Origin of the sequence: Acidisphaera rubrifaciens HS-AP3 (assembly GCF_000964365.1) — a bacterium.
GTDB lineage: Bacteria > Pseudomonadota > Alphaproteobacteria > Acetobacterales > Acetobacteraceae > Acidisphaera > Acidisphaera rubrifaciens.
In genome coordinates this window covers 1-1232 of record NZ_BANB01000315.1, presented here as the reverse complement: position 1 = coordinate 1232, position 1232 = coordinate 1, and the positions used below count along the sequence as shown (strand labels likewise).

Annotated in this window: 2 protein-coding genes; one reads left to right on the top strand and one right to left on the bottom strand. The window is 72.9% G+C overall.

The features are described 5' to 3' along the window. Window positions 1-336 (top strand): hypothetical protein (locus tag B8460_RS10275; RefSeq protein WP_048861508.1); only part of this gene is annotated, 336 nt, incomplete at its 5' end. On the opposite strand, the gene B8460_RS10270 is transcribed toward B8460_RS10275, so the two are convergent. Then, the coding region (locus tag B8460_RS10270; protein ID WP_048861507.1) for an MFS transporter at window positions 308-1232 on the bottom strand (925 nt) is incomplete at its 5' end. The two genes, B8460_RS10275 and B8460_RS10270, sit on opposite strands and share 29 nt — an antisense overlap.

Genomic DNA, 1232 nt, shown 5'->3' with positions numbered 1-1232 from the left:
AGCTACGGCCAGTCCTTCGTGACCACCATCAACGGCGGCGTCGCCGGCGCGGTAGCGGTCGGGGGCGTGGCCGTGGGCGGGGTCGTCACGAACGGGACCGGCACGTCCGCCACCGGCAGCACCGCCACTGGCTCGGGCGCCTTCGGCTCGACTGCGGCGTCCGGCAACGCGGCGTTGGGTAACGGGGCGTCCGGTAACGGGGCCTCGGGGAGCGCCGCCGCCGCGTCGGCGGCCGGTACGGGAGGGGGCGCCATCGCGCTGCGCGTCCTGTGCCCGCCAGCCGGCGCCAGCGCCTATGCGCAGGAGTTCACCGGCTCGGCCCTGTCCTGCCAGTAGCCGGCCGGCGGAGCGCGGCCTCCATGTCCTCCGCGGTCACCGCCCGCCCGACCACCAGCAGATAGGACAGCGCCGAGACGACACCGATCGCGGCACCGGCGACGAGCGCCCCGGTGAACGAGCCGGTGCGGGCCAGGATCTCCCCGGTCACCGTCGGCGCCAGCGCCCCGCCTAGATAGCCACCGAAGTTCTGCATCGCGCCGATCGAGGCGGTGCAGTTGGTCGGCACCGCGACCGAGCTCAGCGCCCACGCGCAGGTGCTGGTGACATAGACGAGGAACAGCGCGGCGGAGATGAAGGCGATCGCCAGCGCGTTGCTCGCCACCAGGGCCGCCGCGACGGTGCAGCCGGCGGTGCCGACCAGCGCCGCCGCCGCCGGCCATTGCCGGCTCGCCATCGGTGCCACGCCCCGGCGCATCAGCCAATCGGCGAACCACCCGCCGAACAGGCTGCCGATCACGCCGCAGGCAAAGGGCACGGCGGCGGCGAACCCGGTGCCGCGCACGCTCATGTGCCGCTCGATCTCCAGGTATCCGGGCAGCCACGCCGTATAGACCCAGGTCAGGTAGATCGTGCCGAAATAGCCGCCGATCATCCCCCAGGTGGTGCGGTAGCGGAACAGCGCGCGCCATTCGGCGAAGCCGAGCCGCGTCGTGCGGTCGGGCGGGTCGCCGTCATGGCGGTATGCGTCCTCCTCCGCCGTCAGGCCGCATTGGCCGGGATCGCGATAGACCGCGTACCAAAGGACGGCGACGGCCAGCCCCGCCGCGCCCATCAGCATGAACATGCCCCGCCAGCCGACCCACAGCATCAGGAAGGTCAGCAGCGGCATCGAGATCGCCGTGCCGAGCGAGGACGCGCAGTTGAACACGCCGGTCGCGATGCCGCGATGGCGG